This is a genomic window from Ruegeria sp. D7 (assembly GCF_056534355.1).
The window spans coordinates 172,840-194,794 of record NZ_JBQFPG010000001.1; the positions used below are offsets into that span (position 1 = coordinate 172,840).

General features: G+C 56.1%; 19 protein-coding genes. 15 read left to right on the forward strand and 4 right to left on the reverse strand.

The window, feature by feature from the left end:
• Positions 1-78: 78 nt before the first annotated feature.
• Positions 79-2,325 carry a mechanosensitive ion channel family protein gene (locus ACRZ9U_RS00850; RefSeq protein WP_170393177.1) on the reverse strand — a complete coding sequence of 749 codons (2,247 nt, stop codon included), beginning with the start codon at positions 2,323-2,325 and terminating at the stop codon, positions 79-81.
• Positions 2,326-2,594: 269 nt separating this feature from the next.
• The gene (locus ACRZ9U_RS00855) at positions 2,595-3,503 is read right to left on the reverse strand and encodes a LysR family transcriptional regulator (RefSeq protein ID WP_170393176.1); all 909 of its coding nucleotides are present in this window, start codon (positions 3,501-3,503) and stop codon (positions 2,595-2,597) included.
• A gap of 169 nt (positions 3,504-3,672) precedes the next feature.
• On the opposite strand from ACRZ9U_RS00855, the gene ACRZ9U_RS00860 reads away from it, so the two are divergent.
• From ACRZ9U_RS00860 to ACRZ9U_RS00905, 10 genes are all read left to right on the forward strand, one after another.
• A complete protein-coding gene (locus ACRZ9U_RS00860) occupies positions 3,673-7,092 on the forward strand; it encodes an indolepyruvate ferredoxin oxidoreductase family protein (RefSeq protein WP_170405550.1) in 3,420 nt (1,139 codons plus the stop codon).
• A gap of 78 nt (positions 7,093-7,170) precedes the next feature.
• Complete coding sequence (locus ACRZ9U_RS00865; protein ID WP_170405553.1) at positions 7,171-8,049, forward strand: lysophospholipid acyltransferase family protein; 879 nt, start codon at positions 7,171-7,173, stop codon at positions 8,047-8,049.
• An 8-nt stretch (positions 8,050-8,057) separates the two neighbouring features.
• Positions 8,058-8,867 (forward strand): glutamate racemase, encoded by an 810-nt coding sequence (gene murI, locus ACRZ9U_RS00870; protein WP_170405556.1) that lies wholly within the window; start codon positions 8,058-8,060, stop codon positions 8,865-8,867.
• Positions 8,868-8,961: 94 nt separating this feature from the next.
• Complete coding sequence (gene argC, locus ACRZ9U_RS00875; RefSeq protein WP_170405559.1) at positions 8,962-9,990, forward strand: N-acetyl-gamma-glutamyl-phosphate reductase; 1,029 nt, start codon at positions 8,962-8,964, stop codon at positions 9,988-9,990.
• Positions 9,991-9,997: 7 nt separating this feature from the next.
• On the forward strand, positions 9,998-10,444 hold the full coding sequence (gene ccmE, locus ACRZ9U_RS00880) for a cytochrome c maturation protein CcmE (protein ID WP_170405562.1): 447 nt from the start codon (positions 9,998-10,000) through the stop codon (positions 10,442-10,444).
• A gap of 147 nt (positions 10,445-10,591) precedes the next feature.
• Positions 10,592-11,203 (forward strand): holin-associated N-acetylmuramidase, encoded by a 612-nt coding sequence (locus ACRZ9U_RS00885; protein ID WP_170405565.1) that lies wholly within the window; start codon positions 10,592-10,594, stop codon positions 11,201-11,203.
• The gene (locus tag ACRZ9U_RS00890; RefSeq protein ID WP_170405568.1) at positions 11,194-11,772 is read left to right on the forward strand and encodes a holin family protein; all 579 of its coding nucleotides are present in this window, start codon (positions 11,194-11,196) and stop codon (positions 11,770-11,772) included. The genes ACRZ9U_RS00885 and ACRZ9U_RS00890 overlap by 10 nt, the downstream gene beginning before the upstream one ends.
• A 74-nt stretch (positions 11,773-11,846) precedes the next feature.
• A complete protein-coding gene (locus ACRZ9U_RS00895; protein ID WP_170406431.1) occupies positions 11,847-13,811 on the forward strand; it encodes a heme lyase CcmF/NrfE family subunit in 1,965 nt (654 codons plus the stop codon).
• A complete protein-coding gene (locus ACRZ9U_RS00900; protein WP_170405571.1) occupies positions 13,808-14,263 on the forward strand; it encodes a cytochrome c-type biogenesis protein in 456 nt (151 codons plus the stop codon). Before ACRZ9U_RS00895 ends, ACRZ9U_RS00900 begins: the two co-directional genes overlap by 4 nt.
• 73 nt (positions 14,264-14,336) lie before the next feature.
• Complete coding sequence (locus tag ACRZ9U_RS00905) at positions 14,337-15,113, forward strand: enoyl-CoA hydratase-related protein (protein ID WP_170393167.1); 777 nt, start codon at positions 14,337-14,339, stop codon at positions 15,111-15,113.
• Between the two features lie 8 nt (positions 15,114-15,121).
• Here the strand turns inward: ACRZ9U_RS00905 and bmt are convergent, their stop codons facing one another.
• Complete coding sequence (gene bmt, locus ACRZ9U_RS00910) at positions 15,122-16,135, reverse strand: betaine--homocysteine S-methyltransferase (RefSeq protein WP_170405574.1); 1,014 nt, start codon at positions 16,133-16,135, stop codon at positions 15,122-15,124.
• A gap of 121 nt (positions 16,136-16,256) precedes the next feature.
• Positions 16,257-16,577, reverse strand: a complete 321-nt coding sequence (locus ACRZ9U_RS00915) for a DUF1476 domain-containing protein (RefSeq protein WP_170393165.1) — start codon at positions 16,575-16,577, stop codon at positions 16,257-16,259.
• 187 nt (positions 16,578-16,764) lie between these two features.
• Between ACRZ9U_RS00915 and purC the strand changes: the two genes are divergently transcribed.
• The 5 genes from purC to ACRZ9U_RS00940 all read left to right on the forward strand — a co-directional run bounded on the left by purC (position 16,765) and on the right by ACRZ9U_RS00940 (position 21,707).
• Positions 16,765-17,520 (forward strand): phosphoribosylaminoimidazolesuccinocarboxamide synthase, encoded by a 756-nt coding sequence (purC, locus tag ACRZ9U_RS00920; RefSeq protein WP_170405577.1) that lies wholly within the window; start codon positions 16,765-16,767, stop codon positions 17,518-17,520.
• A gap of 100 nt (positions 17,521-17,620) precedes the next feature.
• On the forward strand, positions 17,621-17,851 hold the full coding sequence (gene purS / locus ACRZ9U_RS00925; protein WP_170405579.1) for a phosphoribosylformylglycinamidine synthase subunit PurS: 231 nt from the start codon (positions 17,621-17,623) through the stop codon (positions 17,849-17,851).
• 26 nt (positions 17,852-17,877) lie between these two features.
• A complete protein-coding gene (gene purQ, locus ACRZ9U_RS00930) occupies positions 17,878-18,546 on the forward strand; it encodes a phosphoribosylformylglycinamidine synthase subunit PurQ (RefSeq protein WP_170393163.1) in 669 nt (222 codons plus the stop codon).
• 36 nt (positions 18,547-18,582) lie between these two features.
• Complete coding sequence (locus ACRZ9U_RS00935; RefSeq protein WP_480438519.1) at positions 18,583-20,361, forward strand: sensor histidine kinase; 1,779 nt, start codon at positions 18,583-18,585, stop codon at positions 20,359-20,361.
• A gap of 11 nt (positions 20,362-20,372) precedes the next feature.
• Positions 20,373-21,707, forward strand: a complete 1,335-nt coding sequence (locus tag ACRZ9U_RS00940; RefSeq protein WP_170393162.1) for a sigma-54-dependent transcriptional regulator — start codon at positions 20,373-20,375, stop codon at positions 21,705-21,707.
• Positions 21,708-21,955: the final 248 nt, after the last annotated feature.

Genomic DNA, 21,955 nt, shown 5'->3' on the forward strand with positions numbered 1-21,955 from the left:
GGCCATAAGACCGGTTCCGATTTCAGAGGCGTGCTGATTTGGTTCAGCGAGCGGCTGAAACGTGTCGAAGCCTAAGTGTCAGGCGGGGTTTTGCCCTTTGTTGACCGCATCTGCGGCGGCTGCGCCGGCGGCAGCTTTTTGTTCCTCAGTTATGTTCTCAGCCTCATCCAACCCCGGGATGGCGACGCGCACCTCGCGGCGGGCGAAATCGATACCATTTGCGTTGAATTCGGCCTTCACACGGTTAAAGATTTCCTTACGCAGTGTGAATTGCTTGCCGGGCTTGGCCATGAACTTGCCTCGGATGATCATACCGACATCGTCGAAGTCGAACACACCCTGAGATTTGAAGGGCTGCAGGAAGCCATCTTTGTGAACCTCGTCCTGCATCATCTCGGCACCGATCTTCTTGAAGATCTTCTTGACCTTGTTGGGGTCGGTGTCGAACGGCACAGTAAATTTCAACTTCATGATCACCCAGTCACGGCTGAAGTTGGTGAGCTTTTGAATCTCCCCGTAAGGTATAGTGTGCACCGGACCACGATGGTGGCGAAGCTGCATTGAGCGGATCGAAATTTTCTCGACCGTTCCCATGGTCCCGCCGACATCGACATATTCGCCGACGCGGAATGCGTCATCGATCAGGAAGAAGATGCCGCCAACGATATCGGCCACCAGTTTCTGCGCACCAAAGCCGATGGCCAGACCCAAAACACCAGCACCAGCCAGCAGCGGCGTGATGTTGATGCCCAAGGCGCTCAGGGCTAGTAGGCCGAAGATCACCGAGATGGTGACTTGTGCGGTAATCCGCAACAAGGGCAGGACGGTCGCCAGACGCGAACCACCTGCGCCGCCACCTTCTCCGCCGGCTTCTTCATCCAGCTCCTCGGCCGCTGTCTGTTCCTTGGCCAGACGACGGTTAATCCACAGCGAGACGATCTCGTTCAGGATGTAGCCGACAGCGATGATCAGCAGGAACTCGATGATTGCGCCGCCAACTTCGGCACCGATTCCTGCGGACGCAACATGGCGCAGATCTAGCTGCCAAACACGGGAAATCATGAAGACGACGAAGAGGCCAGCAATCACCCGACCGATGCGAATATAGCTGCGCTTGGCCGATCGATAGGCGCGTTCTGCTAATGGCCCTTCGCCCGACATTGGCGGCTGCAGGTGACGCACCAAACCACGTATCAATGTATCAAGTGCAGGTGCAATCAACAGCCAGAACATGGTTGTGAAATGCGCTCCACCGGACAGCACGCGGATCAGCGCCGGGTTGCGTTGTGCCACCAGGAATTCGACCAGCAGCCAAATCACGACAGAAACGCCGATTGCAAAATACGGGTAATACCGCGCGACTTCTTCGTCGAACTTGGTGTGGTCCGGGTCGGTACCCAGCATCATCTGTGACAAACCTTCGCGCGCTGTCCAGGCGATTATGCCAATATAGACGTGGATTGCTGCGTTCAGCCAGAAACCGATGCGCGTCTGATCGCCGGTAACCCCGTTCAGCGCATTGAACCTTAGTACGAACAAGGTAAAGCCGATCAGGATCAGCAGACCGATCAGGTTGCGATGCAGGTATTTTGCCCAGTGGTCGTCAATGTTTACCAATCGGAATTGTGGCTTTTGCGGCGCAAGAACAAAGCGCGAGACTGCTGCCCCCAGACGCGGCACCCAGATTAGGTAGAATACAAATGGGGCTGCATAGATGATCTGCTCGGGGCTCAGCAATCCTCGGCCAATCGCCCGAATGACGACGTAGAATACGATAAGCCCTGCAATTTCGCGGCAAAATCGGCGGAACAGGTAGTTCACAGCGCCTCTGAGATCAGCGTCACCCGAGGGCTCGGTTGCCTCATGCCAGCGGCGGGTCAGGAAAATGAATAGCTTCTCAGCAATGAAGCCGACTATCAGGACCGAGAGCACCAGCCCCATTAGCGTCAGAACACCAGCGCCCCCCAATTTGTCAGAGAAATTGCTAAATGCAGTGATTTGCGCACTGATGATATTGGGAACTGTGGTCAGAACATGTGTCCAGGATGCAACCATTTCTGCCCAGATCTCATTGAGCTCGGTCAGCGGGTCTTCCTGACCTTCCTTTTCCGCCGCTTGCTTTTCGGCAACAGCGTCAAGGCGTTCCAGAAGGATTGCCCGTACCTGGTCGTCAGACATGCGCGCAACCAGATCATCAACCTGTTCTGGCGTCAGATCTTCGGGAATTTCAACTGTAGCGGTTGTGCTTGTGTCTTGTGCATGAAGTGGCACGGCCAGGAACAAGACTGAAATCATCGCCAACAATAGGCGGAATGAGTGGAACATGAATTAGCCCTCGAACACGAAATTTAGGTGTTTTTTCGGGATCATAGGCCTACGAATTGGATTTTCCCAGTGCTTTCCACTGAATTGCATCAGCCTCGCGCAAAAAAAAGGCCGAGCACTAAGCTCGGCCGTAGTCCAACAGGGAGGTATGAAGATGATGAGCGTTTCAGCATCACCGCCTTCATGTGCTCATTTAGGGATCAGTTTATTAACGATCAAGGTCTATTAGCAGACCCCGGCGTCATGCCCGCTATGCTCTGAGTGCATGGCTATAGCTTGCCCAATTGCCTTAGCTGTTTGCGATGGGCGATTATCTCATCCTGCACAAAGTCCCGAAATGCCGCTATCCGTTTGGAATGACGCAATTCTTCGGGGTAGGCGAGGTAAACCGGGACATCAGCACTTTCGATGTCTGACATGACGGGGACCAGATCCGGGAAGTCCTCAGTCACATAATCAGGAAGTACTCCGATACCCAGATCATGCAGTACGCCCTGAAGAACGCCGAAATAGTTGTTTACGGTTAGCAACGAGCCGGGATTGTATGTCATAAGGTGACGAACCATCGACGCACTTGCCCCAACCTGAGGGGCTGCAGGCGTTTGGCAGATCAATCGGTGCTTGGAAATGTCTTCAAGCGTTTCAGGCGCCCCACCATGAGCATCCAAATAGCTGCGCGTTGCATAGAGCAGCATCTGCACAGTCATCAGACGTTTGCGCACGAGATCGGCCTGGCTGGGCTCTTTCATGCGGATGGCCACATCGGCTTCACGCATTGGCAGATCCAACACCCGCTCTTCAAGCATGAGGTCGATATTAAGGTCGGGATACTGTTCATAGAGCTTCGGTAGGCGCGGGGCGAGCCACAGCGTGCCGAACCCGAAGGTGGTGGTCACCCTCAGTACGCCAAAGACCTCATCTTCACTATCCCGGATACGCGCCGCAGCGGCATCCAGACGTTTCAGCATGGCCGTCGTGGCATCGAACAGCAATTCGCCTTGTTCTGTCAGAATCAGGCCGCGTGCATGACGGTGGAACAAGGTTGCATCGAGTGATTCTTCAAGCGCGCGGATCTGACGGCTCACCGCGGATTGAGATAAATTGAGCTTGTCTCCCGCGTGTGTGAGGCTGCCAGCGTCTGCAACCGCGTGAAATATTCTGAGCTTGTCCCAATCCATCGCCGCAACTTTCGTTATCCTCGCGCAGCCCTATATGAAACAGGTAACAAATTCCACAATGAAACCCGGAAATCGTTACGGAATAGAGTAAAATCACTATACAGGTCAGTAATTATGACCTAATATGCACGAGAATAAAGCACACTAATCCGACGAGGGGAGACGTCAGATGAGTCAGCCGAAAATTTCACTCAACGACCGGTTCGACCTGTCCAAAAGCCCGGTTCTTCTGAACGGCACGCAGGCACTGGTGCGTTTGATGCTGATGCAAAAAGTACGAGACACTGCGGCGGGATTGAACACAGCAGGTCTGGTCACTGGCTATCGGGGGTCTCCGCTTGGTGCTGTAGACCTTCAGATGTCTCGTGCAGAAAAGCAACTTGCCGAAAAGGATGTCACCTTTCAATTCGGATTGAACGAAGATCTGGCCGCAACCGCATTATGGGGCAGCCAACAGGCGGGGCTGCGTGGCGACGGAAAATTCGATGGTGTTTTTGGGCTCTGGTATGGCAAGGGGCCGGGCGTAGATCGATCCGGTGATGTGATGCGCCATGCCAATATGGCGGGCACGGCACAACATGGCGGTGTATTGATGGCCATGGGCGATGATCACACGGGTGAAAGCTCCACCGTTTTACATCAGTCGGAATGGTCACTGGTGGACATGTATATGCCCGTGGTCAGCCCGGCAGGTGTGCAAGAAATTCTGGACTATGGCATTTACGGATTCGCGCTCAGCCGGTTCGCCGGGGTTTGGGTCGGGCTGAAAACGATGAAAGACACGATCGAAGTGACTTCCGTCGTAGATGGCCGCCCTGACCGGATGCAGCTGGTCACCCCTCAATTCGATATGCCAGAGGGTGGGCTGAATATTCGGCTAGGTGATACACCGCATCTGCAGGAAGCGCGCGTAATCGACCACAAGCGCTTTGCGGCAGAGGTCTTTTCGCACGCCAACAAGTTGGACAAGCGGGTCTGGGGAAAACCGGGCGCCAAGATTGGGTTTGTGGCGGCGGGTAAGAACTGGCTTGATTTGACTCATGCCATGTCGCTGCTGAACATCAACGCGGATGAGGCCGAACGGCTAGGCATTACCACCTATAAGATCGGTCAGACTTTCCCTTTGGATATGAAGGGCTTCCACGATTGGGCTGAGGGGCTGGATCTGATCGTGATCGTCGAAGAAAAGCGCAAGCTGATCGAAGTTCAGGTTAAAGAAGCGATCTTTGACGACCGTCGTGGGCGCCGTGTTTATGGCTGGTACAAAGGCGGCGCGGGGACGCTGCACCGCGAAGAACTGTTCCCGACCCGAGGGGCGCTTGACCCGATCATGATTGCCGAGAAGCTGGGTGAGATCCTGATCGAAGAGGGGCGCGATACAGATGGCGTTCGTGCCGGACTGGAGGCGCTGTCCGAAGCGCGCCGGGCTGACAATGCGCAGGAAATCGCGGCGCGTTTACCATACTTCTGTTCAGGATGTCCGCATAACAGTTCAACCAAGCTGCCTGATGGCAGCCGAGCCTATGCCGGGATTGGCTGTCACTACATGGTGCAGTGGATGGATCGCGAAACCACCGGTTTCACCCAGATGGGCGGCGAAGGGGCAAACTGGATCGGCGAGGCTCCGTTTTCGACCACACAACATGTTTTCCAAAACCTCGGCGATGGCACCTATAACCATTCCGGCGTGCAGGCGATCCGGGCGGCACTGGCTGCGGGCACAAATATCACCTTTAAGATCCTCTATAACGACGCCGTTGCGATGACAGGAGGTCAGGAGAACGAAGGTGGGCTAAGTGCCGAACGCATCGTCGCCGAGGTCCGTGCGATGGGTGTCAGCAACGTCGCTGTCGTTTACGACGAAAAAGAAGATGTGAATTTTGGTGCGTTGCCTTCGGGTGTTGAGACGTTCGAGCGTTCAAAACTGATGCAGGTTCAGGAAAAATTCCGCGAAATCGAGGGTGTATCGGTCATTGTTTATGTCCAGACCTGCGCAGCTGAAAAGCGCAGGAGACGCAAGCGCGGCACGTTCCCCGACCCCGATAAGCGAGTGTTCATAAATACCGATATCTGTGAGGGTTGCGGAGATTGCGGCGTTCAGTCGAACTGCGTTTCCATCGTACCGAAAGAGACCGAACTTGGCCGCAAGCGCGCGATTGATCAGTCAAGCTGCAACAAGGATTTTTCCTGCTTGAACGGGTTCTGCCCGTCTTTTGTAACCGTTGAAGGGGCGAAAATCCGCAAAGAGGCGACGACCGACCTCGACTTGCCCGACCTACCGGACCCCGTTTTGCCACAGATCAACGGCACCCATAATGTCGTGATCACCGGCGTTGGTGGCACAGGCGTTGTCACCATCGGGGCGGTTCTGGCGCAAGCCGCACAAATCGACGGCAAGGGTGCCGGTATGATGGAAATGGCCGGCCTCGCACAGAAGGGTGGCGCCGTACATATCCATTGCCGTCTGGCCAACCGGCCCGAAGATATCAGCGCGATCCGTGTTGCCACTGGCGAGGCGCATGCGCTGATCGGCGGTGATCTGGTGGTATCGGCCGGGGCCAAGACGCTTGGCCTCACGCTAACCGGCCAGACCGGCGCTGTTGTGAACAGTCATGAGATTATCACCGGTGACTTCACGCGCGATACAGAATTCACAATCCCCAGCGATCAATTGCAGCTTGCGCTGCAGGCGCGGTTGAAAGACGGGGTGGCCCTTTTCGATGCCACCGATCTGGCGCGAGCCGTGATGGGCGACTCGATCTATTCCAATATGATGGTCTTTGGCGCAGCCTGGCAGCGTGGTCTGCTACCGATCAGTCACCAAGCGATAATGGGTGCTATTGAGTTGAATGGTGCGGCGGTCGAGCGCAACAAACGCGCCTTTGAAGTTGGTCGCTGGGCGGTGACCCACCCCGACGACGTGGCCAATATTTTGCGCCCCAACGTAGCAGAGTTACCAAAGACCCTCGATCAAGTGATCGATTTCCGCGCTGCGCACCTGATCGACTATCAGAACAAGCGGTTGGCGAAACGTTATCGCAAGCTGGTCGACAGCGTTGCAGATCAACACGTTCGTGAGGCTATTGCCAAAGGCTACCATAAGCTTTTGTCATATAAGGATGAATATGAAGTCGCCCGATTGCTGCTCGACAGTCGCCAGAAGGCGGAGGCCGAGTTTGATGGTGACTTTAAGATGACCTTCCATCTTGCGCCGCCAACCCTGGGAACGAAGGGCGACAATGGACGCCCGGCCAAGAAAGCGTTCGGAGAGTGGTTTCTTGGTCCGTTGAAGGTTCTAGCCAAGCTGAAAGGTTTGCGCGGCACTCCGCTGGATATCTTTGGCTACACGATAGAGCGCAAAATGGAGCGTGCTCTGATCCGCCAGTATGAAAAGGACATGAAAGAGGTTTTGCCCAGCCTGACACCCGAAACCAGTGATGCGATCGCGGCCCTTGCGGCTCTGCCATTGGACATTCGTGGTTTCGGTCCGGTTTTGGTCGCGAATGAAGCCAAGGCTGCGAAACGTCGCGAGGAATTGTTGGCTGTTATTCGCGATGGCGGGCCTCAGATGAAAGCTGCGGCAGAGTGAGGCTTTACAAGCTTGTCATCAAACCTATGCAAAATGGCTACCCGGCCTTATCTAAGCGGCAGCAAACCGGAGTAGCCAATGCCCTCGCGCCATCACGTCGCTCGTGACATCTCTTACGCCCATTCCGCAGAAACGCGGAGCGGGCGTATAGTGATTAAGCTGATGGAAAACACGACCGGTCGTCTGCGTCTTATCCGCCGCGCTGAGGGGTATGAGCAGGAGGTCGCACAGGGGCGTGATTTTTGGTCCGTAATGGTGGATCGATATGGGCTGACATTAGACGTGGTGGGCGGTGCGTTGTCGAACATCCCAAAAGATGGGCCATTGATCCTGATTGCGAACCATCCTTATGGCATTCTAGACGGGCTAATGATGGGAAACATCCTGTCTCAGACTCGGACAGACTTTCGCATTCTCGCCAATCATGTTTTTCGCAAAGCTGAAGACCTGAACAGCATCGTGCTGCCAATTTCGTTTGATGCCACAAAAGATGCGATGAAGCTGAATCTTGCGACCCGCAAAACCGCTCTGAACTACCTAAGCGATGGTGGTGCAATCGGGATCTTCCCGGGTGGCACAGTCAGCACTGCGGCCAAGCCATTTTCTCATCCGATGGATCCAGGGTGGCGCGGATTTACAGCGCGGATGGTTGCCAAATCCAATGCGACCGTTGTGCCGGTTTTCTTCGATGGTCACACCTCGCGTTTGTTCCAGATTGCCAGCCATCTGCACAACACTCTGCGGATGGGGTTGCTGATCAAAGAGTTCAAGAAACGTGTCGATACCCCCGTCCGCGTGGTTGTAGGAGACCCCATTGGGCGCGACATTCTGGACCCGCTGGGCAAGGATACGCGCAAGATGATGGATTTCCTGCGCAAAGCCACGTATGAGCTGTCTCCAGAGCCATTGAAGTCTTATGACTATGGCTATGAATTCGAGGAACGGCATCGCGCCTGAAGGGGCAAATGGCAGTAGGTATCTTTGATTCCGGATTGGGTGGTTTGACCGTCCTGAACGCCGCGCAGAAACGTCTGCCCGACGTTGATTTCCTTTATTTCGCGGACAGCGCGCATGCGCCTTATGGTGTGCGCGATGCCGAGGATATCTTTAACCTGACACGAAACGCTGTGCAGGACCTTTGGGATCGCGGTTGCAATCTGGTGATTCTGGCCTGCAATACCGCAAGCGCCGCCGCCCTGCGTCGGATGCAAGAAGCGGGCGTGCCAGAAGGAAAGCGTGTACTGGGCGTATTTGTGCCTTTGATTGAGGCGCTGACTGAACGGCAATGGGGCGACAACTCTCCACCGCGTGAGGTTCAGGTGCAGCATGTTGCGCTGTTTGCGACGCCCGCGACAGTGTCGAGCCGTGCGTTTCAGCGGGAGCTGGCGTTTCGGGCGATAGGGGTTGATGTCGAGGCGCAAGCCTGCGGCGGGGTTGTGGACGCCATCGAAGAGGGCGACATGATCTTGGCCGAGGCTTTGGTACGCAGCCATGTGGATGCGCTGAAGCGCAAGATGCCAGAACCGCAAGCAGCCATTCTGGGCTGTACGCATTACCCGTTGATGGCAGAGACGTTTCAGCAGGCGCTCGGACCGGATGTGAAAGTCTATAGCCAGGGTGATTTGGTTGCGGAAAGCCTTGCAGACTACTTGCAACGGCATCCGAATATGCTGGGTGAGGGCACCGATGGCTTCCTGACAACGGGTAAGCCGGGCGTTGTCACGGATCGCGCGACTCAGTTCCTCCGACGACAAATCACCTTTGAAGCCGCCTGACCTAGGTCAAGGACGGCGCTTTTCCGATTCCGTAATTCGTTGACCGTCACAGCGGCGGTCACCCCATGTGACACATGAATGAAAGAGGTCTGACATGACCCACAAAATCGCAATTCTTGGCGCTTCTGGTTACACCGGCGCGGAACTCGTGCGGCTGATCGCCGGGCATCCGAATATGGAAATCAAAGCTCTGGCCGCCGAGCGGAAGGCTGGACAGACAATGGCGCAGGTATTTCCGCATCTGCGCCATATGGATTTGCCGGTGCTTTGCAAGATTTCCGAGATCGACTTTAACCAAATCGACCTGTGTTTCTGCGCTTTGCCGCACAAGACCAGTCAGGAAGTCATTCGTGAACTGCCCAACACCTTGAAAATTGTTGACCTGTCGGCAGATTTCCGGCTTCGCGATGGCGACGAATACGAGAAGTGGTATGGTAATTCACATGCCGCGCTTGGGCATCAGGAAGAGGCGGTTTATGGTCTGACCGAGTTCTACCGTGACGAAATCCGCGGCGCTCGGCTGGTTGCCGGGACCGGATGCAATGCCGCGACGGGCCAGTATGTGCTGCGCCCGCTGATTTCGGCGGGTGTGATTGATCTGGATGACATCATTCTGGACCTGAAATGCGCGGTCTCGGGCGCAGGTCGGGCGCTGAAAGAGAATCTATTGCACGCAGAACTCAGTGAAGGGGCTAACGCATATGCCGTTGGCGGGACGCACCGGCATCTGGGCGAGTTTGATCAGGAGTTTTCGGAACTGGCTGGACGGACGGTGCATGTGCAGTTCACACCGCACCTGATCCCGGCCAACCGGGGTATTCTGGCCACAACCTATGTAAAGGGCGACCCGCAGAGCGTGTATGAGACACTTCAATCGGCCTATGAAGCCGAGCCCTTCATTGAGATGCTGCCATTTGGCGAGACGCCCTCGACCCACCATGTGCGGGGGTCGAACTTCTGCCATATCGGTGTCGTTGGAGATCGGATCGAACGCCGTGCAATCGTGGTGGCAGCATTGGATAACCTGACAAAAGGTAGCAGTGGGCAAGCCTTGCAGAACGCCAACCTGATGTTAGGTGAGGATGAAACCCTGGGTCTGATGATGGCCCCCTTGTTCCCGTGAGGACGGTATGAAAACGCTTAAGAAACGTCGTCGTGTTCAAGTGATTCTAGTGGCAGTTGCGGCCCTGATACTGGCGACGGGTCTGATCGGATATGCGATGCGTGATGGCATCAACTTTTTCCGCTCACCCAGTCAGGTGATTGCAGAACCGCCGAAACCGACCGAGGTGTTCCGTATAGGTGGATTGGTCGAAGAAGGTTCGATCATTCGCGGGCAGGGTGAGACTGTGCATTTCGTCGTGACCGACGGCGGTGAAAGCGTAAAGGTCGCTTTTACCGGTGTTCTGCCTGATCTGTTCTCGGAAAATCAGGGTATGGTGGGCACCGGAAGTTATGTGAACGGAGTCTTTGAAGCCACTGAAATCCTTGCGAAACACGATGAAACCTACATGCCAAAAGAGGTTGTGGACGCATTAAAAGAGCAAGGCGTTTATCAGGAATCAGGCGATAGCTGAATGCAGCATCGCTGAATGCCATCGGCGTCAAATTTCTAAACAGAAGAAGCGGGGCGTTGCGTGCGAGAGGTGGGCAGCGCCCTTTGTTTTGCAGTGGTGTTAACGAAATTGTCCGACCGTTTGCCAAAATTTGGCATAGGGGTGACGATGTTGACGGTACGACAGATTGCAAAAGGGATCGTGGCGCGGGAAGGTGGTTTTGTGGATGACCCCGATGATCCCGGCGGTGCCACGAAATACGGGGTGACGATCCATACCATGCGCCGATTGGGTCTCGATCTGGACCGAGATGGTTCGGTGACGCAACAAGACGTGCGCATGCTTAGCAAAGCGCAGGCCGTCGATATTTTTCTGGAACACTATTTTGAGAAACCACGCCTTCAGGTGCTGCCGAAAGCCGTACAGGCATCCGTGTTCGACATGTACGTCAATGCAGGAGCTCAAGCGGTGAAAATCCTGCAGAACCTGCTGCGGCAGATGGAGTATGACGTTACGGTTGACGGGGTCATCGGCCCTCAGACTGCAGAGGCAAGCCGCGAGGCGGCCAGTCCAAAGCCTCTGGTGTTTCGCGATGCCTATGGGGTCGCAAGACGAAACTATTATTTCCGTTTGGCAGACCGGCGGATGGCTCTTCGTAAATATGCCAGAACACGCGCGGGCGGCAAAGGCGGATGGATCAAGCGTGCCGAAGAGTTTTTATCGCCCAAGTATCATCTGAGCGAAGACGCGTTTCAGAAAAGGGTTTCAGGATGGGCTTGATCTCGGGTTTGTTGGCGCTCTTGTTTGGCGGAGGTCGCAATGTGGTTCGCGAAACTGCGGAAGTGTTTCGCGAAAATGTAGAAAGCGGTGCCGAGCGTTCTGTCGAACTGCGCGGTGCGGCGATGGCGCAATTCGGCACTGAATTCCAAGCTCCAAGCAAAACCAGGTTTGATCGGTTCATGGATGGGCTGAATCGCCTTCCGCGACCGGCGCTGGCTTTGGGAACATTGGGTTTGTTTCTGGCCGCCATGATCGATCCGTTGTGGTTCGCAGCACGAATGCAGGGAATTGCGCTGGTGCCAGAGCCACTGTGGTGGCTGTTAGGGGTGATCGTGTCGTTTTACTTTGGCGCGCGGCATCAGATCAAAGCGCAGGATTTTCAAAGGGAAATCAGCGCGACAATGCTGAGGGCGCCTGAGGTGATCGCCAATCTTGAAACGATCCGCGGGTTGCGCGATGACAGTCCGGGTGTCGCCGATACTGGCTCGGACGCATCGTTGGCCGAAGCAGTCAACCGGCCGGAATCGAATCCTGCATTGGAGGACTGGAAGCGGCTACGAAAGACCTGAGGCGCGACATTATGTGCGGTGATCCGAGGCGAATGTGAATGGCACTTGCACCGGTGCCGCAGTATAAGCAGGCCATGATTACAGAACTCGGCCATTTCGCACTTATCTTAGCCTTCCTCGTTGCCATCGTCCAAACTGTGGTGCCGTTGATCGGGGCTGCCAACCGTTGGAACGGGTGGATGGTTTTCGCTGAACCGGCCGCCATCACGCAGTTCATTTTGGCCGCCTTTTCCTTCGGTGCACTGGTCTGGGCGTTTACCACGTCTGACTTCTCGTTACGGATCGTGGTGGAGAATAGCCATTCGGCAAAACCGATGCTCTACAAGATTACCGGGACCTGGGGAAACCATGAAGGTTCGATGCTGTTATGGGTCCTGATTGTAGCGATATTCGGCGCGATGGCCGCCATATTCGGCGCTGGCTTGCCTCCGACCTTAAAGGCGCGGGTGCTGGCCGTTCAGGCCGCGATCGGAGTGGCTTTCTATGCCTTTATCCTCTTCACATCGAACCCGTTTGACCGACTGCCTGTTCCTCCGTTCGATGGACGGGACCTGAACCCGCTGCTGCAGGACCCCGGTTTGGCCTTCCATCCGCCATTCCTGTATCTGGGCTATGTCGGCCTCAGCATGGCGTTCAGTTTTGCCGTTGCTGCATTGATCGAGGGCCGGGTGGACGCGGCTTGGGGGCGTTGGGTTCGGCCTTGGACATTGGCGGCTTGGGTCTTCCTGACGATCGGTATCGCGCTTGGATCCTGGTGGGCCTACTACGAATTGGGCTGGGGCGGGTTCTGGTTCTGGGATCCTGTTGAGAACGCCAGCTTTATGCCTTGGCTACTGGCGGCCGCTCTATTGCATTCCTCCATCGTGGTGGAAAAACGCGAGGCGTTGAAAAGCTGGACGATCTTGCTTGCGATTATCGCGTTTGGGTTTTCTCTGATCGGGACCTTTATCGTGAGATCGGGGCTGCTGACTTCGGTCCATGCTTTTGCCAATGATCCTGAGCGTGGCGTATTTATCCTGTTCATCCTGATCATCTTTACCGGCGGTGCGTTGACCCTGTTTGCTGCACGCGCGCAGGCGATGGAGGCGAAGGGTGTCTTCGGAATGGTCAGCCGCGAAAGTGCATTGGTTCTGAACAACATCTTGTTGGCAGTTAGCTGCTTTGTCGTGTTTTTTGGCACAATGTGGCCAATGGTGGCCGAGATGGCGTTCGATAGAAAACTCTCGGTGGGCGCGCCGTTCTTCAATGCGGCATTTACCCCATTCATGGTCGCCCTCGGAATCGTTCTTCCCGTTGGCGCAATGCTGCCGTGGAAGCGGGGCAAGCTAAGCCGGGCGGCATGGTCTTTGCGCTATGCATTTGTGCTGGCGGTCACGATCGCGATACTGGTCTGGGTGATGCAGACCGGACGCAGCGCATTGGGACCCGTGGGCTTGTTCCTGGGGGCGTGGATCACCTTCGGCGCCATCGTCGATCTTTCGAGCCGCACTGGCCGCAAAGGCAGTTTTGGACGCCTGTTTCGACTGCCCGGCGCAGACTGGGGTAAGGCGGTGGCCCATAGTGGTTTGGGCGTCACCATGTTTGCCATCGCAGGCCTAACCGCTTGGGAAGTCGAGGATATTCGTGTCGCTCAACCGGGTCAGCCTTTTGATGTGGGGCAGTTTACGTTGACGTTGCAAGATGTGCGTCAGGTACAGGGGCCGAACTATTTCTCAACCATGGCGGATGTGCTTGTTGAGAAGGACGGGCGCTATATCGCGACTCTTAACCCGGAAAAGCGCGACTACCCTGTGGCACGGATGCCGACAACTGAGGCTGCAATCGACTACCGCTTTCTGCGCGATCTATATGTTGTGATCGGGGATCAACAAGCTGATGGCGGCTGGGTGATGCGAACCTATATCAAACCTCTGGCCAACTGGATTTGGGGCGGATGTATCCTCATGGCTCTGGGCGGTGTGCTCAGCCTGTCGGATCGCCGTTTCCGTGTTGCAGCCGGTGCACGGAAAACGCCTGCAAGCGGGGTTCCTGCCGAATGAAGCGCCTGCTTGTTATCCTTCTGCTGATTGCATCCCCCATCATGGCTATTCAGCCGGATGAAGTGCTTGACGACCCGGCTCTCGAGACACGAGCACGGGATATCAGTACCGGTCTGCGCTGCTTGGTGTGCCGGAACGAAAGCATTGACGAAAGCAATGCTGAACTTGCGCGTGATCTGCGTATCTTGGTGCGAGAACGTCTGGTTGCGGGGGATACTGATCAAGAAGTTGTGGACTTCATCGTTGATCGCTATGGCGAATATGTGCTGCTGAAACCTACCGCGACCGGCGCCAATCTGTTGTTATGGCTGTCGGCTCCTGTCATGCTGCTGATAGCGGCCGGCATGGGGTGGAACTTTTTGCGGAAGCGTGCGCAGCATCAGGAAGTAGCGCATTCAGAAGGCCTTAGTGAGGAAGAACAAGAGCGTCTGCGCCGAATTCTGGAAGACTGACGCGCGGTTCTTCTTTTCCTTTTTCCGCATTTGCGTCAGTGTTTTGCAGAACGCTGCGCAGCTGAGGTTTTGCATGGAATACGAAGCGGTCCTTCTGGACATTACTGATAATTTGGCGGTTTTGACATTGAACCGGCCGGATAAGATGAATGCGTTGACGACGCAGATGCGGGCCGAGATCACCTACGCAATGAAAGATGCCGCGCAACACGCTCGCGCGATCGTCTTGACCGGTGCTGGACCTGCCTTTTGTTCAGGTCAGGATTTGGGTGACGCGTCGAGCACAGGAAAGATCGACCTCGAACGCGCGCTTCGCGACGAATATGAACCGATGCTTGAGGCGGTCTATGATTGCCCCGTGCCAACAATAGCGGCTGTTAACGGGCCTGCGGCGGGGGCGGGGGCTAACCTGGCACTTTGTGCCGATGTGGTGATAGCAACCGAGAGTGCCTATTTCCTGCAAGCTTTCGCTCGGATCGGTCTGCTGCCCGATGCAGGCGGCACCTGGTTCATGCCGCGTCAGATGGGGTTTGCCAAAGCGATGGGTGCAGCGTTGTTTGCAGACAAGATCAGCGCGCGCCAGGCGGATGAATGGGGATTGATCTGGGAAGCGGTTGCAGATGATGAGTTCGACGCTCATTGGCGCAAGAGAGCTGCGTATTTGGCGAATGGCCCAACCTCTGGGTTTCGCGCGATCAAACAAGCGATCCGGGGAACTTACGATAGAACGTTACCTCAGCAACTTGCGGCCGAAGCCCACCTGCAGGGCGAATGCGGACGTACCCGAGACTTTGCCGAAGGCGTCGTAGCCTTTCTTGAAAAGCGCCCTGCGAAATTCGAAGGGCGCTGATCATTCAATCAGGCCCGGCGGCGGCGACGAGTGCGCCGTTCGGGAACGGCCTCGTCCCCAGTGCCATCTGAGGCTGAGGTAAACGGACCAAGCGCCGATACGATCTGATCCAGGGTCGGGCGCTCGCCGCGCGGACCGTTATCTAACGCCTCGCGCATTTTGCGCAAATGCGCAGGCATAGTGCCACAGCAACCGCCAATGATCGTTGCACCTGCATCGCGCGCCATGGCGGCGTACTGGCCCATCAGTTCAGGCGTTCCATCATAATGGATATGACCGTCCACATATTTCGGGATCCCTGCGTTGCCCTTGGAAATCAGTGGACGTTCGTTTCCTTGGGCAGCGAACCCAAGTACCGTCCGCAGTATATCCGAGGCACCAGTGCCGCAATTCGCCCCGAACGCAACCGGAGGATTGGGCAGAGTTTCCACGATCATTGCGAGATCAGAAGATGTAACACCCATCATTGTGCGGCCAGCCGTGTCAAAACTCATGGTGCCGCACCACGGCATATCTGCCAGAGCGAACGCTTCTGCTGCAGCCCGGAATTCTTCCGGCGCGCTTATGGTCTCAAGCCACAGAACATCTGCGCCTCCAGCCTTTAGCGCTTCAGCCTGTTCATGAAACATCTCGACGGCTTCGGCGTGCGAAAGGCTGCCGACAGGTTCCATGATCTCGCCGGTCGGGCCAACAGAGCCGGCCACGATGATCGGGCGACCTGCCTTGTCAGCGACTTCGCGACCCAGTTCAGCACCAATACGGTTCAGTTCGGCCACGCGGTTCTGGGCGTCGTGTAACTTCAAACGCGCGGCTGTTCCACCAAATGTGTTTGTCAAAAACAGATCACTTCCGGCATCGACCGAGCCCTGATACAGAGCACGAATCTTGTCAGGCGCATCGACGTTCCACAATTCCGGCGCATCGCCTGATTGCAGACCCATGTTGAACAGGTTCGTCCCGGTCGCGCCATCCGCCAGAATGACGTCTACGGTTTCCAGAAGGTTGCTGAGCGCGTTTGTCATTGGAGTATTCCAAAATTGGGGCCACAGCCCGTCAAAATATGAGACGCCCCGTGTCTCACGACCGGGGCGTCAAATCAAATTCATAAAACTCATGAAGATCATGAGTTTTGCAGCTCAGGCATCAGGACTCGGCTTCTGCCATCACCTGCTCTTTGGCTTCGACCAGAAGTTCGACCATCTTCTCGCGGATTTTAGCCTCATCCGCGAGATCACCGAGGTACCCTTTGACCGCCTCGACAACATCGTCTTCGCTGACATTTTGCAGGTCGGTGTGGACAAGTTCCTGCCCGTATTTACGCGCCTGTTCCACAGTCTCGCCTTTCAGCGCCGAGGCCCATACAGCCATAAATCGATTGCGGCGCATCCGGGCGATGAACTGCATCTTTTCGTCATGAGCGAATTTGTTTTCAAACGCGGCTTCACGTTCGTCGAATGTGGTCATTGGTTGGGGACCTCTTGGGTTACATGTTCTTTTCTGATGATATGACTATACGACGCCCTGTGCGCAAGGTATTTGCGTTGCGTCAAAGCCTCTCGGGGTTGCGAACTTGCGGGAAAGCGGGGCTTGCACTATGAGGGCGCCAACGTGAAGGGACTCATTCCCTTTCCCCAGACTGGAAAGGTCGCTCATGGCGCGTCGCAAGAAGATTTACGAAGGTAAAGCCAAGATCCTGTATGAAGGTCCCGAGCCGGGCACCATCGTGCAGTACTTCAAGGATGACGCCACAGCTTTCAACGCCGAGAAGAAAGACGTGATCGATGGAAAGGGCGTTCTGAACAACCGGTTGAGTGAATTCTTCATGACCGGTCTGGCCCAGATCGGAGTTCCGACGCACTTCATTCGCCGTCTGAACATGCGGGAGCAACTTGTGCGGAATTGTGAGATCATTCCACTGGAAGTGATCGTCCGCAACTATGCCGCCGGATCGATGTCCAAACGCCTCGGTATCGCCGAGGGTACTCAACTGCCGCGCCCGATTATTGAATACTGCTACAAGGACGATGCGCTGGGTGATCCGTTGGTGACCGAAGAGCACATTGCGGCATTCGGCTGGGCGAGCCAGCAGGATATGGACGATATCCTGAGCCTTGCACTGCGCGTTAATGATTTCATGAGCGGCGTGATGCTGGCGGTTGGTATTCGTCTGGTCGATTTCAAAATCGAGATCGGGCGCGTGTTCGAAGGCGATTTCCAACGACTGATCATTGCGGACGAAATCAGCCCCGATAGCTGCCGTCTATGGGATATCGAAACCGGTCAGAAGCTGGACAAGGATGTGTTCCGCCGTGATCTGGGTAGTCTGACTGATGCATATTCTGAGGTCGCCCGCCGTCTTGGTGTTCTGCCCAAGAGCAATGTCACAAAGCCAACGCTGATCAACTGATCCTGTCTCATATCGACAGGGTTGTCCGACAAGCCCAAGCGGGGTATCCCGCGCCCAACGAAACGGATCGATGCGCGGTCCATCAGTGGAGTTCTCGAAAATGAAAGCACGTGTGCATGTGATGCTCAAGAACGGGGTTCTGGACCCGCAGGGCGAGGCTGTGCGTCACGCATTGGGTGCGATGGGCTTTGATCAGGTCGAAGGTGTCCGTCAGGGCAAGGTGATCGATCTGGAACTGGCCGACGGCTCGACCGAAGCGGACGTAACAAAGATGTGCGAAAAGCTATTGGCCAATACGGTCATCGAACGCTTCGAGATCGAACTGCTCTAAGTTTTTCTGACCTAGGAGGGTCCGCCATGCGCGCAGCCGTCATTGTTTTCCCCGGTTCCAACTGCGATCGTGATCTTGCCGTTGCTTTCGAGCAGGCCGGTTTTTCCGTCGATATGGTCTGGCACAAGGATGCCGCGCTGCCCGAGGGTATAGATATCGTCGGTGTGCCGGGTGGGTTTTCTTATGGTGACTATCTGCGCTGCGGCGCGATTGCGGCCCAGTCGCCCATTTGCAAAGCGCTGGCCGCGCATACCGAGCGTGGTGGCTATGCCGTCGGCATCTGCAACGGTTTTCAGGTTCTGACCGAAACCGGAATTCTACCTGGCGCGCTGTTGCGCAATGCCGGTCTGAAATACATCTGCAAAACGATCGGACTCAAGGTCGAAACCAGCGATAGCGCCTTTACTGAAGGATACAATGCCGGGGATGTGATCGATATCCCGATTGCGCATCACGATGGCAATTATTTCGCAGACGATGAGACCTTGGCCGAGTTGAAGGATCAGGATCGCATTGCCTTCACATATGCCGAAAATCCCAATGGTTCGCGCGACGATATTGCAGGGATTTTATCGCACAACCGGCGCGTGTTAGGCATGATGCCCCACCCAGAACGAGCGGCGGATTCAGGCCACGGAGGCACTGACGGGACGGCGCTCTTCCGCGCATTGGCCGGGGTGCTGACGCCCGCGTGACTTGAGGTCATCAGTCGGGACGCGTAGCGTCAGTACATGAGCGCGGAAGATCAAGCAAACAGCAAAGGGTTTCTGAACCGGTTTCGCGGCGCGCCTATGGGCTGGCGGCTGCGTCTTGCCGTGTTTTTGTTGCTGCTTGCTACCGTCGCCACAGTGTGGATCACCAACAGTCTGCTAACAAGTCGCTTCACCGAATCGACCAGAAACCGCGCCGAACTGCGGTTAGCCTTGTATTCCGGCAACCTGCTGAGTGAGTTGCGGCGCAACGCCATCGTGCCGCAGTTGCTTGCCCGTGACCCCACCCTGATTTCGGCCCTGCAATCCAGCGATTACACGCTGTCGAGCCAGCGCCTGATCTCTTTCGTTGAAGAAATCGGGGCGGCCTCGCTGGTTTTGCTGGATGGGGATGGCCTGACACGTGCTGCAACCGACCGGAACCGGTTGCAGGAAAGCCACCGGAACTCGCCTTACTTCATCGATGCTATCCGGTCGAATGCCACAATATTCTCGGTCATTCCACGTGAATCCGGCGGTTACAGCTTTGTCTACTCGCGGCGAATCGAGGCGAATGCAGAAATCCTTGGCGTGATCGTAGTTGAAGTTGATTTGCAGAAATTTGAGCGCGCTTGGGCTGGTATTTCTGACGCGGTGATGGTCACAGACAGCACTGGTACGATCATCCTCTCGACCGAGCCTCAGTGGAGGGGTCTGGATGAAAGCGGCGCCATGTTGCGCCAACCCCCTCAGAACGCGATTCAGCGCGCAATCCGGGCCACAACCGATTGGAGCGCTTTGCCCCCCGATGCCTATCTTCAGGGCGAGGCTGTGATGCGTATGGAGACCCGCATTCCGTTCCGGGGCTGGCAAATGACCTCGTTCACCACCTATTCGTCGATCCGCGAGCGGGTGAACAGCGTTCTGGCGCTTGAGATCATGGCCTTTGCGATTCTTCTGGCGCTGACCTTCTATGCGCTCAGCCGCAGGGCGACGTTGCGCATGACCTTGTTCCAGCGCGAGTCGGCGGAGCTTCGCGCATTGAATGTAAGGCTGCAGCGGGAAATCGCTGAGCGTGAACGTGTTGAAAAGACGCTGGAAGTTGCCGAACAAACCCTTGCCCAGAGCTCAAAACTGGCAGCACTTGGAGAGATGTCTGCGGCAGTCAGTCACGAGTTAAATCAACCTCTGGCTGCGATGAAAACTTATCTGGCCGGCGCGCGTCTGCTTTTGCGTCGAAACCGGCCCGAAGAGGCGTTGGCCAGCTTTGGGCGGATCGACGGATTGATTGAGCGGATGGGGGCGATCACGCGCCAACTCAAATCCTATGCGCGCAAAGGTGCAGATGCGTTTTCGCCAGTAAATCTTGGCGAAGCGCTGGCCTCGTCCCTATCGATGATGGAGCCGCAGCTGCGTCAGCGGCATGTGAAGATAACCCAGATTTTGCCCGAAGAACCTGTTATAGTGATGGGTGATCGGATGCGGATCGAGCAGGTTATGGTCAATCTCTTGCGCAATGCGCTGGATGCGACCAAGTCTGTGGATGAGCCGGATGTCGAGATCATTCTCGCTGCAGGTGAAACTGCGGTACTGACCGTGCGGGACAATGGCCACGGGATCGAGGATATCGAAAACCTGTTCGAGCCGTTTTATACGACCAAACGCCCGGGGGACGGCGTTGGTCTGGGGCTTGCCATCTCGTCCGGGATCGTGAACGACCATGGCGGACGGCTGACCGCGCGCAACGGCCAACAGGGTGGCGCGGTGTTTGAGATGCAATTGCCCATATTGGGAAGCGACGGCCTTGAGGCCGCGGAATAGAGGAAGTGACTATGGCACAGGCCATGAAAATCGCCATCGTGGATGATGAACAGGACATGCGCCAGTCGATCAGCCAGTGGCTGGCTTTGTCGGGGTACGACACCGAAACCTTTTCAAGCGCCGAGGATGCGCTCAAGGTCTTGGGGCCAGAATATCCCGGGATCGTGATCTCTGACATCAAGATGCCTGGAATGGATGGCATTCAACTGCTGAAAAAGCTGATGGGGGCCGATAGCACGCTTCCGGTGATCATGATCACGGGACATGGCGACGTGCCAATGGCCGTAGAGGCGATGCGTGTCGGGGCGTTCGATTTCCTTGAAAAGCCGTTTAACCCCGATCGCATGTCCGAACTGGCCAAACGCGCCAGCAATGCACGACGCCTGACGCTGGACAATCGGGCCCTGCGGCGTGAGCTGTCTGGCGGTACGCAGATTATGAACAAGCTGATCGGTGCCAGCCCCGTCATGGAGCGGTTGCGTGAAGATATTCTGGATCTAGGGCAGGCGGATGGTCATGTCCTGATCGATGGGGAAACCGGAACCGGAAAGACTTTGGTGGCGCATGCATTGCACGCGGTTGGTAGCCGGGCGGGTAAGAAATTCGTCCTGGTTTCTTGCGCAGCACTTGAGGAAGAAGCGCTGTCGAAACGCCTGTTTGGCCCGATGCTCCCCGAAGACACGCAGTTGCCCGCCATCGAAGAGGCCCGCGGCGGTACGCTGGTTCTTGAGGATGTCGAAGCGCTGAGCGACACGCTGCAGGCCCGTCTGCTGAGCGTTATGAATGAGCAGGGCACCCCTGCGGAAACGCGGATCGTAGCGATTTCGAACCTGCAGGAAGCGGGCAAAACCTCAGAAGATGTATTGCGTCCCGATCTGTTCTATCGGTTGGCGGCGCTGCGCATCACCATGCCTCCGCTGCGACAGCGGGGTGAGGACATCCTGACGCTGTTCACCCGTCTGAGCGAACAGTTCGCAGAGGAATATGGCTGCGACGCGCCTCAGGTCAGTGCGCAGGAAGCGGCTCAGCTGCTTCAGGCCCCGTGGCCCGGGAATGTGAGGCAGTTGATCAACATTGCTGAGCGTGCGGTGCTGCAGTCGCGGCGCGGGTCGGGGACAATTGCTTCGCTGCTGATGTCGGATCACGAAGAGATGCAGCCAGTGATGACAACTGAAGGCAAGCCGCTGAAGGAATATGTTGAAGCCTTCGAGCGGATGCTGATCGACAATACGATGCGCCGTCACAAGGGATCGATCGCCTCGGTGATGGAAGAACTCTGCCTGCCACGCCGGACACTGAACGAAAAGATGGCGAAGTACGGGTTGCAGCGTTCGGATTACCTGTGAAAGCGGAGGAGGGGGCCAGCCCCCTCTTGAGCTTGCGGTTCAATTCAACCCCTGGATATTTCTGAACAGATGAAGGGACTCTTCGGCGCGTTCTTGGGTCGCGATGCAGTTTGCCCATTGTCTTTTCCACAGGACTGCTTTTATTGTGATCGAACGGGCCGGGTATTTTGTGCCTGCAAGCCCCGTGTTTTGAGTTTCGCTGCTGAGCTGATGGTGAGGATAGATCCCGCGCGGCGCGGCAGACCGAT